The sequence below is a fragment of the Paenibacillus sp. oral taxon 786 str. D14 genome (assembly GCF_000159955.1).
GTDB classification, from domain to species: Bacteria; Bacillota; Bacilli; order Paenibacillales; family Paenibacillaceae; genus Fontibacillus; species Fontibacillus phoenicis.
Window position 1 is genome coordinate 196,253 of sequence record NZ_GG695970.1, and the last position, 14,766, is coordinate 211,018.

16 protein-coding genes are annotated in these 14,766 nt (G+C 52.4%); 13 read left to right on the forward strand and 3 right to left on the reverse strand.

What is annotated here, in order from left to right:
• Both POTG_RS25205 and POTG_RS00935 read left to right on the forward strand, forming a co-directional pair.
• Positions 1-403 (forward strand): zinc ribbon domain-containing protein (locus tag POTG_RS25205; RefSeq protein WP_332306483.1); only part of this gene is annotated, 403 nt, incomplete at its 5' end.
• A gap of 2 nt (positions 404-405) precedes the next feature.
• Positions 406-828, forward strand: coding sequence for an NUDIX hydrolase (locus tag POTG_RS00935; RefSeq protein ID WP_009222911.1), 423 nt, complete (start codon positions 406-408; stop codon positions 826-828).
• A gap of 62 nt (positions 829-890) precedes the next feature.
• Here POTG_RS00935 and POTG_RS00940 read toward each other — a convergent pair whose 3' ends face one another.
• The gene (locus POTG_RS00940; RefSeq protein ID WP_009222912.1) at positions 891-2,171 is read right to left on the reverse strand and encodes an APC family permease; all 1,281 of its coding nucleotides are present in this window, start codon (positions 2,169-2,171) and stop codon (positions 891-893) included.
• Between the two features lie 116 nt (positions 2,172-2,287).
• Between POTG_RS00940 and POTG_RS00945 the strand changes: the two genes are divergently transcribed.
• The 11 genes from POTG_RS00945 to POTG_RS00995 all read left to right on the forward strand — a co-directional run bounded on the left by POTG_RS00945 (position 2,288) and on the right by POTG_RS00995 (position 12,661).
• Positions 2,288-3,196, forward strand: a complete 909-nt coding sequence (locus POTG_RS00945; RefSeq protein WP_009222913.1) for a LysR family transcriptional regulator — start codon at positions 2,288-2,290, stop codon at positions 3,194-3,196.
• Between the two features lie 87 nt (positions 3,197-3,283).
• Complete coding sequence (locus POTG_RS00950) at positions 3,284-4,756, forward strand: amino acid permease (protein WP_009222914.1); 1,473 nt, start codon at positions 3,284-3,286, stop codon at positions 4,754-4,756.
• A gap of 175 nt (positions 4,757-4,931) precedes the next feature.
• Complete coding sequence (locus POTG_RS00955) at positions 4,932-5,669, forward strand: sulfite exporter TauE/SafE family protein (RefSeq protein ID WP_009222915.1); 738 nt, start codon at positions 4,932-4,934, stop codon at positions 5,667-5,669.
• A gap of 39 nt (positions 5,670-5,708) precedes the next feature.
• Positions 5,709-6,218: a GNAT family N-acetyltransferase gene (locus POTG_RS00960; RefSeq protein ID WP_009222916.1), complete on the forward strand. Its 510-nt coding sequence runs from the start codon at positions 5,709-5,711 to the stop codon at positions 6,216-6,218.
• Between the two features lie 12 nt (positions 6,219-6,230).
• Positions 6,231-6,752 carry an HXXEE domain-containing protein gene (locus tag POTG_RS00965; protein WP_036643719.1) on the forward strand — a complete coding sequence of 174 codons (522 nt, stop codon included), beginning with the start codon at positions 6,231-6,233 and terminating at the stop codon, positions 6,750-6,752.
• Positions 6,753-7,158: 406 nt separating this feature from the next.
• Positions 7,159-7,665 (forward strand): GNAT family N-acetyltransferase, encoded by a 507-nt coding sequence (locus tag POTG_RS00970; RefSeq protein WP_009222918.1) that lies wholly within the window; start codon positions 7,159-7,161, stop codon positions 7,663-7,665.
• A gap of 21 nt (positions 7,666-7,686) precedes the next feature.
• On the forward strand, positions 7,687-7,914 hold the full coding sequence (locus tag POTG_RS00975) for a hypothetical protein (protein WP_009222919.1): 228 nt from the start codon (positions 7,687-7,689) through the stop codon (positions 7,912-7,914).
• A gap of 27 nt (positions 7,915-7,941) precedes the next feature.
• Positions 7,942-8,733, forward strand: coding sequence for a lipid II flippase Amj family protein (locus POTG_RS00980; RefSeq protein WP_009222920.1), 792 nt, complete (start codon positions 7,942-7,944; stop codon positions 8,731-8,733).
• A 25-nt stretch (positions 8,734-8,758) separates the two neighbouring features.
• Entirely contained in the window at positions 8,759-9,385 is a 627-nt protein-coding gene (locus POTG_RS00985) for an NUDIX hydrolase (protein ID WP_009222921.1), read from the forward strand.
• 38 nt (positions 9,386-9,423) lie between these two features.
• The gene (locus POTG_RS00990) at positions 9,424-9,738 is read left to right on the forward strand and encodes a hypothetical protein (protein WP_009222922.1); all 315 of its coding nucleotides are present in this window, start codon (positions 9,424-9,426) and stop codon (positions 9,736-9,738) included.
• Between the two features lie 124 nt (positions 9,739-9,862).
• Positions 9,863-12,661 (forward strand): glycoside hydrolase family 3 protein, encoded by a 2,799-nt coding sequence (locus tag POTG_RS00995; protein ID WP_009222923.1) that lies wholly within the window; start codon positions 9,863-9,865, stop codon positions 12,659-12,661.
• Between the two features lie 72 nt (positions 12,662-12,733).
• On the opposite strand, the gene POTG_RS01000 is transcribed toward POTG_RS00995, so the two are convergent.
• Both POTG_RS01000 and POTG_RS01005 read right to left on the reverse strand, forming a co-directional pair.
• Positions 12,734-13,699 carry an iron-hydroxamate ABC transporter substrate-binding protein gene (locus POTG_RS01000; protein WP_009222924.1) on the reverse strand — a complete coding sequence of 322 codons (966 nt, stop codon included), beginning with the start codon at positions 13,697-13,699 and terminating at the stop codon, positions 12,734-12,736.
• A gap of 84 nt (positions 13,700-13,783) precedes the next feature.
• On the reverse strand, positions 13,784-14,635 hold the full coding sequence (locus POTG_RS01005) for a helix-turn-helix transcriptional regulator (RefSeq protein WP_009222925.1): 852 nt from the start codon (positions 14,633-14,635) through the stop codon (positions 13,784-13,786).
• Between the last annotated feature and the right edge of the window lie 131 nt (positions 14,636-14,766).

A 14,766-nucleotide genomic window follows, 5' to 3' on the forward strand; every position in this document is an offset into this window, starting at 1 on the left:
CGAAAGCATGATTCAGTGTCCTTGGTGCGGAGAACAGGTCATATTGGTTGGTGACGTCTGTCCTGAATGCAAACATGAGGTGCTGCCGGAGCATCTGGAAGGATTCCCCGGACCGGTATCGGGCGATCCTGTTGACCCTCCTCGGGTTGGGGATTACTTCGATTTGGAAGAGGTGCTGAAGCGTCGGTTCAAATGCAGCAAGTGTGGAAACCAGGAAGCTGCGGTGAAAGAAGTGGCCATGACCGGTACCGGCTTAAGTAAACTGATGGACATTCAGCATAACCATTATTTATTCGTCTCCTGCCTGAACTGCGGTCATGTGGAAATCTACGATCCGGATGTGCTTCGGGGACAGCCATCGGGTAAATTTTCGACGATATTGGACTTATTATTTGGAGGCTAACGATGAAACGAACGGATGTCGTATATCTGTTAATTCCCGATGAGACGAGAACCAAGGTGCTCATGGTGCAAAATGAAAATGAAGCCTGGACGCTGCCTGGAGGGGCGGTTGAGCCTGGCGAAACGCTGCAGATGGCGGCGATCCGCGAAGGGAAAGAGGAGACAGGGCTGGATGTCGAGGTGCACGGGATCGTGGCCGTCAATGAATTCGTACATATGGACAACGAGGAGCATGTCATCCTGCTGACGTTCCGGGCGGAAATTACGGGTGGCGAGCTTGAGATCACCCGTCCGGACGAGATTTTGGACATCGCATGGGTCGACGTGGAGCGCGCGGACGAACTGATGCCATATTATCCGAAAGGGATTAGCTCCATCGTGGCAAAAGGGGTGGAAGTCACCTATTTCGATGAGGGGCGGATATGAGCAAGGCTGCGATGGACAGACAGGATGCTGTCCTGCCGCAGCCTCGTCCCGACCGTCTCAAATTAGGCATCCAGTGAAGTTGCCTTCCGCCGGCTGAAGCGCAGCTGGATCACGAGAAACAGCAGCGCAATAAGTAGCGGGTAGAGCATGGCCCAACCGGTGAACGGAAATACGACGGCTGTAGCCGCAAACGAAATCCAGCTGAGAACAACGCCGGTTCGGCTGCCTTTGAGGAGACGGATTCCCGCAGCGCAGCCGCCCATGTACGTCAGAATAAAAGTCGCGTTCGGAAACTGGATCAGCGTGCTTAGAGAGACCGTCCCGGTACCGTAAAGCAGCATGACTGCCGTAAAGCAGAACATCAGAAACAAGAGCGAACCCGTTGGCGTATGAAACCGAGGTGACAACGAGTTCCACCATTTCGGGGCGTTTCCTTCGCGGGACATCGCATAAGCCACCCGAGCAGCGGCTCCGGTATAAGCGATGATTCCGGCCATGCAAATGAACAACCCGGTGACCCCCGCGACAATGCCGCCCCAGGAGCCCAGCGGCTGGCTGATGATCCAGACCATCGAAGACTCCGAGCCGCCTTTCAGGTAGCTTTGCGTGCCAACCGTGGCCAGCGCAGATAGAAAATATAAGATCCCTACGATAATCGCAGCGGCGGTCACTCCTTTGATCGCCGCTTTTTGCGGATCCTTAAACTCCTCGGACAAGTGCGATACCGCCTCCCAGCCAATAAAGCACCAGAACAGCATGGAAGCCGCCTGACCCACGCTGAGCCAACCATTTGGCATAAACGGGGTGAAATGGTTGCTTTCCATCCTTGGCAGCGCGGCTCCGAAAGCAAAGATTAATACAGCGGCGATGGCGATGACGACCGCGATCTGGATTTTGCCGGCAAGCTGCATGCCGATCCAGTTCATCAACAGGCCGGCAGCCAGCATCGCCGCAGCAACGGCCAGCTTGGCTCCTTCTCCCCAACCCAGCGCAGCGGTTAAATACCCGGCACCGGTTAATGCGGCGACCGGGGCACCAATCGGCACCGACATGAGGAAAAACCAGCCGACCAGTGTCCCCGCCTTATCTCCATAAGCCAATGTGACGAAGTGAGACACGCCCCCGGCATTTGGATATTTGGCTGACAGGAGGCCCATCGACAATGCCATCGGTAAGATTAGCAATGTCATGAATCCCCATGCGAGCAGGGAGGCCGGTCCGGCCATCTCCGCCGCCAGGCCCGGTACGATGAGCACACCAGAGCCCAGTACAGCGCCGATGTATAAAGCGATAGCCTGCGGCAGGCCAATTCCTTTTTGGAGTTTGCTGCTTGTTTGTTTCATGAAGCGATTCCTGCTTTCGTTGTGTTTTTTTCCAGCGTATCAGATAATAGATCCATAGGAAAAACAGAATTATCGAATTTAATCCATTCGAATTTCCGATGGGAGAGGATGAACGTATGGAATCGCGTCATTTGTTTACGTTTTTGGTGGTGGTTGAGGCCGGCAGCTTTACCCGGGCTGCCCAGCAGCTGGATTATGCGCAGTCCAGTGTGACGGCGCAGATTCAGGCTTTGGAGGCAGAAATCGGCTTGCCGTTGTTCGATCGAATCGGCAGAAAAATCGTCTTGACCGATGCGGGGCGGCGGCTGCTTCCTTACGCGCAGGAGATCGCCAAAATCCACGAAATGGCCAAAAATGCGCTGCACCCCGCGGCCGAAATGGCAGGATCTCTTAAAATCGGCGCACCGGAATCCCTGGCCGCGTTCCGATTGCCGGAGGTGATTCGTCATTACCGGCAACGTTACCCCCTGGTGCAGATCGTGCTTAAGCCCGGTCAATGCTGGGAATTAAGGGATTTGGTGCGTTCGGGGGAACTGGACGTGGCCTTCCTGCTGCAACCGGAGGTGGAAGATCGGGATTTGCAGATCGAAACGCTGGTTCATGAACCGATGGCGTTGGTAGCTCCGGCCGACCATCCGTTAAGACATGAAGCAGAGGTTGTGCCGGATCAACTGAAGGATCAGACGATCCTGCACACCGAAAGCGGCTGCTCTTATCGAACTTTATTTGAGCGTTACTTGAATAGCCACGGCGTTTTTCCCGACCCGAATTTGGAGTTCTGGAGCATCGAAGCGATCAAACAGTGCGTGATGTCCGGGCTGGGAGTCTCCTTCTTACCGCTGGTCACCGTGCGCAGTGAGCTTGCGGAAGGCAAGCTGGTGAAGCTGAATTGGAATGACGAATCGCAGCGGGTGGCGACGCAGTTGGCATTACACCGGAAGAAGTGGCGATCCCCTGCGTTGGAGCAATTCGTCTTGATGATTCGGGAACAAGCGGAGCGATGGCGGGAAGAAGCCGCTTTGTAGTCCTGACATAAGGTTATACAACATAATTTCGTTAATTTTCGCCAATACTCCCTATAGTTTACTAAGAGCTTGAGGGAGGCTTGGCTTATGGGCAATGGCAAGGCTGGCGAAAAAGGAATCTCGACGTTTCACTTAACGATGCTGGGGCTGGGGACGATTGTCGGAGGTTCGTTTTTTCTCGGTTCCAGCGTGGCGATTAAAGCAGCGGGTCCCAGCATTTTGATATCGTTTATTCTGGGCGGATTGCTGGTATACATCATTCTCTATGCCCTCTCGGAAATGACGGCGGCTGACCCGGTGCCGGGCTCGTTCCGGACGTATGCGGAGCGGAGCTTTGGCCGCGGGATTGGCTTTATTACCGGTTGGGTATATTGGGTGGGCTTGATTCTGGCGATGTCCAGTGAATCGATCGCGGCGTCCACCTTTCTCAGGGAATGGTTTCCGAACTTTCCGGAGGTCGCGATGGGCATGCTCATCATCGTGGGGATCACGCTGCTTAATTTGCTTGGGGCCGATTATCTGAGCAAGCTTGAGAGCGGTCTGGCGGCGGTGAAGCTGCTGGCCATCGTCGGGTTCATCGTCATTGGCCTGGCCTTGATTGCGGGCTGGATTCCGGGGACTCCGGCCGCTGGGTTAGGCGAGCTGCGAAGCGAAGCGTGGTTTCCCGGCGGGATTGCAGGGATTGCAGGCAGTATGCTTATCGTGATGTTCAGCTATTCGGGATTTGAGGTGATCGGCTTAGCCGCTTCCGAGGTGGAGAACCCGAAAAAGACAATTCCCCGGGCGATTAATATGACCCTGATCAGTTTGCTAGCCCTCTATATCGCCGCGATCGCCGTGATTCTGATGTTGTATCCGACGCAAGGAATGGTTGCGGACCAAAGCCCGTTAGTTTTAGCCTTAACCCGCTGGGGAATGGGATGGGCCGGGACACTGATTAATATCGTGATGATTACGGCGATTCTGTCCACCATGCTGGCTTCGACGTTTGGGCTTGCCCGGATGCTGCGTTCGCTGGCCGCGGAAGGCCACGCCCCCGCATGGCTTAAAGACCGACATGATATCCCGTACAAGGGCATCCTGTTCTCGGGAGCCGCCATGCTGCTCGGCTTGGCGATGGGGTACCTGCTGCCTCAGCAGGTGTACCTCTTTCTAGTCAGCTGCGGCGGATTTTCGCTGTTGTTCTCCTACTTTATCATTTTGGCCTCCCACTATCGCTGGCGGCGTGTAACGCCTTGCTCTCCGGAAGCTGCATGTCAGCTTCCGGGTTTCCCGTATACGTCCTGGGTTGGTCTTATCGGCATGGTCGCTATCATTGTGAGCATGCCCTTTATTTCCGGACAAGGAACTGGTTTGGTGGTTGGATTAGGATTAACTGCGCTGCTCGCCGGGATCTACTGGGTGAAAGAGAGACGGAATCGAGTACCGGCTGCGTCCGGTCAACGCCCGATTCCTGCGCCGCTGATGGAAGCGGCCGAGGAGATCACCGGTAATCGCGATGTTCGGGAGACGGCGGATGAAGCATCGGACTCGACGACCGTGACGAAAAAGAAAAATTAACAGCATAGGCCGCTTATGATCCAAGACCTGCTCCGATTCTTTTCGGGGGAGGTCTTTTTTCGGGGAGTGATTCGACCGAATCCAGAGATGGAGCATAGAAAGAAATGGTCGATGGTGGTAAAGTAGACGAAGCATAACTAGTGGAAGTTTTTTACCCCAAAAGGAGCCTGGGATCATGGAGTTGTCCGTTCTTATCTTGCTTGGAGTCATCGTTATCTTTGTTGCTGGATTTACCCAAGGGCTGACGAGCTTTGGATTTGCGCTGATTGCGACGCCGATTCTGGGTCAGATCATCCCGCTGCAGCAAACCGTACCCATCGTCGTGATATTGAGTCTTTGCACCAATGGGATCGTATTTGCCGGTTGCTACAAACACGCTGATATTCGCAAGATATGGCTCCTGATCCTCTCCAGTCTGCTGGCGGCTCCGCTGGGGACGTATCTCTTGCTGTTTCTGAGTGCGGACATCTTAAAGCTGGCAACGGGTGTAGTCATCGTCCTTGTAGCTGCACTGCAGCTGGCAGGCAAGACGTTTCCGATCAAGCGGGACCGATTGGCCTACCTGCCCGTCGGTGCAGCGAGCGGGCTGCTGAACGGCAGCATCTCGATGAGCGGCCCGCCGGTTGCTTTGTTTTTATCCAATCAGGGCGTAGGCAAGGAGACGTTTCGGGCCAATATTTCGGTGTACGGCATTTTCCTGAACATTGTGACGATCTTAACCTATCTGTATGGGGGATTGCTGACCCCGGAGACACTTCATTATACGGCGTGGTTCGTGCCCAGTATGCTGGTTGGCGTATTCGTTGGCATACGTGCACTGAAGAAGCTCAACGAGCAGCGGTTTAAGCGCATCGCCCTGTGGCTGATCGCCGCTTCCGGCGTCTGGACGATCATCGGTGTTTTGATGGGGTGAGTTAGTTGGATTATGGTTTATGAAAAGGGGGGATAGACCGTGATTAGGCTGGAGCAGGCGGTAGAGCGGGACATCGAAGGTATTGCACACGTTCATATTGAAAGCTGGAAAACCACATACCGAGGGTTAATTGCTGATGAATTTCTCGACCCAATCACCCAAGAACGTCGAGTCAAGCTATGGTTAGACATCTTCGCCTCACTTCAGGATGACGATAGAATCGTAGTAGGCAAAGATGGAGATTGCGTTGTTGCCTTTGCCCACGGTGGGAAATGTCGGGAAGCTGAATTAGGTTATGAAGGGGAACTTTACTCCATCTATATTCTCAAAGAATACCAAGGAATGGGTCTAGGACAGCAACTGCTGAACCATATCATCAATCACCTGCGCAGCAAAGGTAATACATCGATGATGGCTTGGGTTTTGGAGGGTAACCCATCAATTGACTTTTACCTTCGCATGGGGGGCAAACCCTTTAGCAGCAAAGAAATCCAGATCGGCAACGAGGTGAAACGCGAAATTGCAATCGGTTGGAGTCTTGTTGAATAGGAGGTGCCACAAATGAGCCATATCAGCCTTTCGTCTCTGGTTTGGCTGTTTCTCGTGGTGTTTGTGATTCACGACATGGAGGAGATTATCTGGGTAGGACCTTGGGCGAAGCGGAATCGCCAGAAGGTGGTGGCCGCCGTCCCGGCGAGCCTGAAGCGCTCGTTAACCCAGATGCTGGACATCACTAGCGGTCAATTCGCCGTAGCCGTGCTCCTGGAATTTATCGTTTTTGTTCCGTTTACGCTGATAGCGGCGGAGCAGGGGAGGTACTTTATTTTTCTGGCGTTTAATACGTTATTCTTCTTGCATGTGTTTACCCATGTCGCCCAATCGTTGTATCTGAAAATGTACACCCCGGGCGTCGTCACTGCTATCCTTATTGTGCTGCCTTATTCGTTACTGCTGTTTAACCGCTTACTTTCGGAAAAAGTAGTGACTTGTGGAGAAATCCTGCTCAGCCTCCCGGTAGGCCTGCTGGTTGTGCCCCTGGTGCTGGCCGGGCATGAGTTGGGGAAGCGCTGGGTAAAATCCTAGACTCTCTCTCACCAAGAAGGGTCACCCACCCCCCTTCCCGACACGCTCCCCGTCCACCATCAACATTCGCTTGAACGAAGGAGACGGCCCGCTTTCCGTCAGCACCGTAACACCAACCAGTCCTTTGTTCTTATATATATGGTTTGTGAAACTGACAACATTCGTCTATTCCTTGGCGATGAAATTTAGCTTGGAAACGCATCAGACAAGGCTTTGCCGATTACATTGGTAATAAAGAAAGCGATTTCATGAATAGGGGTAGCTTTCTCGGTTGAGGTCAGTGTATCATAGTTTTTGTAAGAAGTAATTTTTATAGTGAAGCGTTTTTGATATACGACCCGGCTGGAGATAGGTCCATATCCGAAGCTGGGTCCCGTTATTTACGAAACAGAAAGGATTGAAGCTGATGGATTCACTGCTGATCCGTCCGGCAACACTGAACGACATCGACGGCATTCGCGAGGTAGCTGTGGAAACCTGGAACAGTACCTATGAAACGATTTATCCGGAGCATTTTATCGCCACGTATTTAACCCACGCCTATGCGAAAAGCAGCTTGGAGCAAAGCATTACGCTGGACGAAGCGCAAGCCGCGCGGAAGTTTCTGGTCGCGGAATGGGAAGGGGAGATCGTCGGGTTCGGCCAACTAACGGAAGCGGATGATGAAGGGGTTAGTGAACTGACTCGACTTTATATCTTAAAAGAGCATCAGCGCAAGGGCATCGGCAAGAAATTGCTTAATGAGTTGATTCGTCTGAACCCGTTAATTAAAGAAATTTACGCCTGGTGTGAACGTGAGAACGACATCGGCACGCTCTTTTATAAATCCAATGGATTTGTATATACCGAAGAAAAAGAAGAAGTTCTGTTCGATTATCGTACGTTGATGGCCAAGTATGTGAAAAAAATTTAACTTTAATTTGGAGGCCCTGGTTTGGGAAACGTAGATAAACGCAATCGTTTGGATGAAGAGATTTTTTCTTACGAGATGACGAAAAACCGAAAAGTGTTCATTTCTTGGAATGGGTGCAGGGTCACCACACTCTCGGGGAAAGAAGCGGAGAAGTTTATCACGCGTATCCAGAGCGCGGCGACTCCTAAAGAAGTCCAACTGATCATGGCGAAAGCCACGGGGCATTTTAAACACGGCAACGAAAAATAGTGGAAGTTAGTTGGAGAGGGAAGTAAAGTGACCACCTATCTGGTAATCGTGTGCGTCCTAACCATGATTATTCATGCGGCGGAGACGCTGTCGTATTCTATACGCTATGCCGGTGTGAAACTGAACAAAATTGCCGTGGCGCTGTCCTTGACAGGCATTGTTGTGCTCGTCTCCAGAACGGCCAATCTGATTCAGTCGCCGATGACCGCCAAATTCATTGATTATTCCAAGCTGCACCCGGATTTCCAAGTCATGAACTACTTGCGGATCATTCTGCTCGCTGGTTCTGTCGGAACTCTATTGGCGATGCTTCTGTTTCCGACTTGTGTGAATCTGTTTGGACGTGTGATCGCGAAGCTGGAGGTCACCGGGTCCTTGCCCAAGCTCGTAACGAGCGTGACAATCACCCAGCTCAAAAACGTCAGGCATCATTTACGTAAACCAACCCTTCGCCTCCGTTCGTATCGTTTGCTGGGGGTTCCGAAACGGTTTATTTTGCTGAATATCGCGGTGACTGCCTTCTATACGGTTGGCGTGTTGGCTTCCTTGTATGCTGCTTATCTGGTGCCGGAGCTGAGTACAACCGCTTCGCAGGCTTCCGGCATCATTAACGGTATCGCTACGATTCTGCTGACGATCTTCATCGATCCGCAATTGGGGCTCATTACCGATCGGGCGATGCATGAGGAGGAGTCCCGACAGCAGCTGGGGAGGATCTATATTATGTTGATGGGCGCCAGATTTATCGGAACATTAGCGGCACAACTCATCATCTTCCCTGCTGCATATATGATTGCCATGGTGGTGCAGTGGATTTAGACTTCTACCGAAAGGTTGCGATAGGATGTCGGACTCGATTCCGAAGCTGCAATGGCTGGAGTGGGCAAAGCAAATTCAGGCCATCAGTCAGGCCGGGCTGGCTTATTCCAAAGATATGTACGATCTTGAACGCTTTGAGATGTTGCGTGGGCTTAGCGTGGAAATTCTCAGCCGTTATACCGAAGTCGAGACGGAGAAGGTTAAAACGCTGTTCGCAGGCGAAACCGGCTATGCCACCCCAAAGGTTGATGTGCGCGGCGTAGTGTTCCAGGATGACCGGATTCTACTCGTCCGGGAACGGGTTGACGGGGCGTGGGCATTGCCTGGAGGTTGGGCCGATATCGGTCTTTCGCCCAAAGAAGTCGCGGTTAAGGAAGTGAAGGAGGAGGCCGGTCTCACCGTCGTTCCTGTGCGGTTGCTGGCGGTGTTGGACAAGAAATTCCACGATCATCCTCCGGAGGCGTACCATATCTACAAAATATTTATTTTGTGCGAGAGGGTCGGAGGTCAAGCGGAAGCCGGAATGGAGACGTTGGAGGTCGGATTTTTCGGTCGTGACGAGCTTCCGCCTTTATCGCTTGAACGAAATACGCCCAAACAGATTCAACGCCTGTTTGATTTGCGGCACAGCACCGAAGTATGGTTTGACTAACGTTAGGCGATTCCTGAACGGAAGGCGGGTTTCACCCCATGACTCCTAAACGAAAAACCTTAATCTTTCTGATTGTGTCGCAGCTCATTTATGCGATGTTCTCCGTGGCATGGTTGATTGTGCTTGGCATTTCCGCGTATCTCTTTCATGATTCCGGTGAGGTTCACCTAGGAATGCGAGCATTATTCGCTTATCTTCAGGCTTATCCTGGTGGTCTGCTGCTCGCGCTGATCCTGGGCTGGACTTATTTCGCCAAGGGCAAGTACAAACAGGCAGTTTGGTGGAATCTGCTGCCGTTATTATGGGTGATTCCTTATCTCGGAATATTTATTTATGCGAATCTTTTTGCTTAATTTTGCATGGCAAGATGTACGTTTTCCTATCCAACCTCACGTTGGTTTTGGTATAGTAGAAGCTAGGACTACTATTGATGCATCCCGGGTTGGGATCTACTAACGGATAGGAGAGAGCAGAGAGATGAGCAAATTGATGTTAGGCGTTCCTTTGGAAGGATTTGCCGAGTATAGCAGAATCGCGGCAGCTGAAGGCGGCGTCCTGCTAAAAAATGAAAACGCTATGCTTCCGATTCGAGAGCATGAAATTGTATCCGTTTTCGGAAGATGCCAAATTGATTACTATCGCAGCGGGACAGGCTCTGGCGGTGCGGTGAACGTCCCTTATGTCGTCAGCATTTTGGACGGACTCCGGGCGAATCCTCGCATCCAAGTGAATGAACAGCTGGCGAAGCAATATGAGCAATGGATTTCCGAGAATCCGTTTGATAACGGCGGCGGCGGTTGGGCTGCGGAGCCTTGGTGCCAGAAGGAAATGCCGCTAACCGACGAAATCGTAGCGCAAGCGAAGCAAGCTTCAAACAAGGCGATCGTCATCATCGGCCGGACGGCCGGCGAGGATAAGGATAACGCCGATACCGAAGGAAGCTATCGGTTAACGGAACAGGAGCGGCTGAATCTGGAAACGGTTACCCGGCATTTCGATCAGGTGGCTGTGTTGATGAATGTGGCCAATGTCATCGATATGAGCTGGATCAACGATCCGATCCACCAAGGCCGGATTCGGGCAGTGATGTTCGTATGGCAGGGCGGGATGATTGGCGGTCATGCCGTGGCTGACCTGCTCTCGGGGGATGTCACGCCAAGCGGTAAACTGCCGGACACGATCGCTTATCACATTGAGGATTATCCGTCCACAGCCAACTTCGGCAGTGAAGAACGGAACCTCTATGAGGAAGATATTTATGTCGGTTATCGTTACTTTGAAACGTTTTGTCCGGACAAGGTCCTGTTTCCGTTTGGATACGGGCTCTCCTATACCTCCTTTGCCTGGAAGGTGCAAGGCGTGAAGCTCGAAGGAGCGGATACAGATGCCCGGCTGGAGGTCCAAGTGGCGGTAACGAATACCGGATCGGATTTTAGCGGGAAAGAAGTAATTCAGTTGTATTATGAAGCACCGCAAGGCGTATTGGGCAAACCGGCCCGGGCGCTTGGAGCGTTCGCGAAAACGAAGCTGCTTCAGCCTGGCGAGACCGATGTGCTGACCCTGCAACTGCCGGTACGGCGGATGGCGTCCTATGACGATGGCGGCTATACCGGGCATAAATCCTGTTACGTGCTGGAAGCTGGCAATTATGAGCTTCATGTAGGCAACAGCATCCGAAATACGGAGCGGGTAACGGTGGACGGGAAAGCCGCCTACCATTTGGCTGAACTGGTGGTTGTGGAGCAGTTGGAGGAAGCTGCGGCTCCTACGGAACGTTTTTCCCGGATTAAACCAGGAAGCCGGAAATCGGATGGGACGTATGAGATCGTCCGGGAGGCAGTGCCGCAGCGCACCATTTCGCTGAAGGAACGCATCGAAAGCAGACTGCCGGAAGCCTATCCGCAAACGGGGAACCGCGGAATTAAATTAAAGGACGTTCAAGCCGGCAAAGCGAGCTTGGAGGAGTTCGTCGCCCAACTGAGCGATGCGGACCTGGCTACGATTGTACGCGGTGAAGGCATGAGCAGTCCGAAGGTTACACCTGGAACGGCTTCCGCTTTTGGCGGGGTGGGGGAGAACTTGTTAGAATACGGAATCCCGGTGGCTTGTAGCGCCGACGGTCCTTCCGGCATCCGCATGGACAGCGGCTTGAAGGCGACTCAGCTGCCGATCGGAACGTTGCTTGCATCCAGCTGGGATGTTAACCTCGTAGAGTCGTTATATGTGCTGGAGGGCCAAGAGCTGCTGCAAAATGAAATCGACACCTTGCTGGGCCCGGGGATTAACATCCATCGCCATCCGTTAAATGGGCGAAACTTCGAGTATTTTTCCGAGGACCCTTATTTGACGGGCTGCTTTGCGTCGGCGGTGACGCGGGGCATCAAGAAGGGCGGTTCGTCCGCAACCGTGAAGCATTTTGCCGGCAATAACCAGGAGAAGGCGCGTTCGAAAGTGGATACGGTCGTCTCGGAACGGGCGTTGCGCGAGATTTATCTCAAAGGCTTCGAAATGGCGGTCAAGGAAGGGGAAGCCTCGTCGATCATGACTTCCTATAACCCGGTGAACGGGCATTGGGCGGCATCCAACTATGATCTGAATACGACCATTCTCCGGAATGAATGGGGATATCAGGGCATTGTCATGACGGACTGGTGGGCGGTTATGAACGACTGCGTTGAAGGCGGTCCGGCCGACGCGAAGAACACGTCCTTTATGGTACGCGCGCAAAACGATCTATATATGGTCGTTAACAACAATGGTGCGGAAATCAATTCGCTGGGGGATAATACGCTGGAAGCCTTGGCTAACGGCACCTTGACGGTTGGCGAACTGCAACGGTGTGCCATGAACATTTGCCGATTTTTACTGAATGCGCCTGCATTAGCGCGGGAACCGAAACCGGTTGACGAAGTCCGCCTGATCAAGGCTGTTCAAGGTGATCTGCCGGTTGCTGGCGAAGGAACGGACGTATATACGCTGTCCCATTCGCAAAGCGCTAAGGTTATGGCGGATGCCGGAACTGCGGTGGTGAAGGTTCAGGAAGCTGGGGTGTACACTGTTACAGCGCATATCCGTTACGAAGCGATGAACCTGTCGCAGTCGGCCTGCAATCTGCTGCTGAACGGAGAACTGCTGACCACGGTACAGACGAACGGTACGTTTGGCAAGTGGGTCACGCAGAAGCAGCTCCGGATCGAGCTGACGGAAGGCGATTACGAGCTGAAGTTTGATTATATCAAGCCGGGGCTGGAGATCGGCTGGATCGAGTTTATTTAACCCATAAAAAAGGGATGTGCCCTTCTGCATCACAGCGGGGCACATCCTTTTTAATTTTGGTCCAGTTAAGCTTTAAGGCATCGAGAGGAATCCGTCCTTAAAGATTTCCAGCAAATACTCCAGCGTAATCGGATCGCTGTAGGTAGAAGCTGCGGTATCGATTTCGATTACGTGACCGTTCTTGACGGCCGGGATATTTTTCCACGTATTGGATTGCAAGAACTCGTTTTGGGCTTCTTTGTTCTGGCTCAGTACGATGTAATCTCCAGCATACTCGGGAATGATTTCGTTTGATAAGGTGTAGTAGCCCGGACCCAACGCATCTTGTTTGGCTTTTTCCGGCATGTTCAGCTCCATCATCTGATACAGCAGTTCCGTTCCGCGGGCCCAGTTGTCCCCAAATACATAGAAGTTCTTCGTATCATATTCAAACACAGACACGGTGGCGTCTTTGCCGATCTTGGCTTTGATCTCTTCGCCTACGGCTTTGGCCCGCTTCGTAAAATCTTCAACCCAAGCTTGGGCTTCTGCCTCCTTGTTGAGCACTTTCCCGATTTCTACTTGCTGGGCTAAATAGTCCAGCTTGCCCCATGTATAAATGATCGTTGGAGCGATTTCGCTTAGTTTATCGAGATTCTTCATATGCGATCCGGCAATGATCAGGTCCGGCTCCAAAGCGAAGATTTGCTCCGGATTGTCTTCGGACACGACGGCGACGTCCTTTAATTTCTCGGTAAACAGCGGGTTATTCATCGTCCAGGTATCAACGCCAACCAGCGATCCTCCCAGGGCCACGACGTTTGGAGCGTACGTCAGAGCCACGATGCGCTTCGGATTGGCAGGAATTTCGATCGGACCGTTCTCCGATTGATATGTAACCGTACCGGAAGCCGTCTCCGCCCCCGCGGAGTCATTTCCGCTCGTCTGATTGGTCTCTGATGAGTTGTTTGCCGCAGAATTCTGCTGTGCTGTCTCATTGCCGCAAGCACCAGCCAAAACCGTGAAGGCTAAAATAAGGGGAATAAACAGCTTCTTCATGAGTGATTCTCCTTGTTCACATATTTATGATAATGATTCTCACTATCACACTATGAACCACAATACGAATTTCTTCACGGTTTGTCAATACTCATTCTTAAAGGTATCTTCTAGCAATTTCTTAAGCTTCGATTCGGTTGCGGTTCCTTCGATTGGGGTATACACGCTGCAGCGCAAATCGGCATCCCCCTGAACCTGAAGTGAGGTTAAATTAAACAGCATTTTGCCGGCTTTGGCATGGCGGAATTCGATCATGACCTCCGGAGCCGCGCTGACCTCACTCTGGTTCCATAGCTCTTGGAAATCCGGGTATTGCCGTGACATCCGGTCGATAAATTGTGAATACCAAGGGTCGGCAACGTATTGTCCGTAATACGCGCGAAAGATAGCCAGGAACCCCCTGACGAAATGAGGCCAGTTCACGGCCAGGCTGCGCAGTTCTTTCTTGGCGAACAGCAGGTAGATCAAGTTGCGATCCTGCTCTGGGATTTGCTCGAAGTCCACAAACACCTGGGCAGCGGCAGGATTCCAGCCTACGATATGGCAGTGGCGGTCGGAGATGATCGTCGGGCAATATTTCAGCTCTTGCAAAATTTTATGGAGCGACGGGGTAATTACCGGCTCCTTCTCAACCCAATCGGGATGAAAGCCGCTGTCGGACGCCAAGTCAAACAGGTACTTGCGTTCGTCGGCGTTTAGTCTAAGCGCTCCGGCGATCGCGTCCAGAACGGAGGAGGATACCTTGATATCCCGGCCTTGTTCCAGCCAGGTATACCATGTCGTGCTCACCCCGGCGAGCTGGGCGACCTCCTCGCGGCGCAGGCCGGGCGTTCGCCGGCGGGAGCCTGCCGGAAGGCCTACGGTATGGGGATGCAGCTTGGCGCGTTGCGTTTTTAAAAATTTCGATAAGGCTTCTAATCTCGGTTCCGTGCTCATCCGCGGAGATCCTCCCTGAATCATGGCTTAATATGTTACCCATTATACTAGGATAACTAAAAACTTGTAATAGGATAATCTGCAGCTACAATAGATTACGACAGATTGTACTTCCTGCATATGAAATGCCT